The organism is Peptococcaceae bacterium 1198_IL3148 (assembly GCA_036763105.1).
Lineage (GTDB): Bacteria > Bacillota > Desulfotomaculia > Desulfotomaculales > Desulfohalotomaculaceae > JBAIYS01.
The window spans coordinates 1-570 of the sequence record JBAIYS010000044.1; the positions used below are offsets into that span (position 1 = coordinate 1).

Sequence of the window (570 nt, forward strand, 5' to 3'; positions counted from 1 at the left end):
TTTGGTTTTGGTGACTTTTCGCAACTGTCTGTGATAACCTTCAATAACGTTGGTTGTATAAATTAGTCTACGGATTGCATATGGGTACTTAAAGTAAGTGGTTAATTCAAGCCAATTGTTTTCCCAAGAACGGATGATAATTGGGTGCTTTTTACCCCATTTATCTTTGAATTCTTCAAAAGCAAATTCGGCTTCTTCCAGAGTTAATGCCTGATAAACTTTCTTCAGATCAACCATCACTTCTTTTTGTTCTTTGTAGGAAACATACTTCATGGAATTGCGTATCTGATGTATTACGCACAGCTGTATCTCAGTTTTTGGAAAAGCAGTATTTATGGCCTCTGAGAAGCCTGAAAGCCCATCTTTACAAGCAATCAGAATGTCTTCAACACCACGGTTTTTAAGGTCATTGCATACGCCTAACCAGAATTTTGCACTTTCATTTTCGCCAATCCAAATACCTAGTATTTCTTTGTGTCCCTCCATATTAATGCCCAAAACGCTATATGCTGCCTTATTAATTATTCGATTATCCTGGCGTACTTTAAAGTGAATAGCATCCAAAAAAAC

1 protein-coding gene is annotated in these 570 nt (G+C 36.8%); it reads right to left on the reverse strand.

The window, feature by feature from the left end:
• Nucleotides 1–570: IS256 family transposase (locus tag V6C27_14800; GenBank protein MEG6617656.1), on the reverse strand; the 570-nt coding region annotated here is incomplete at both ends.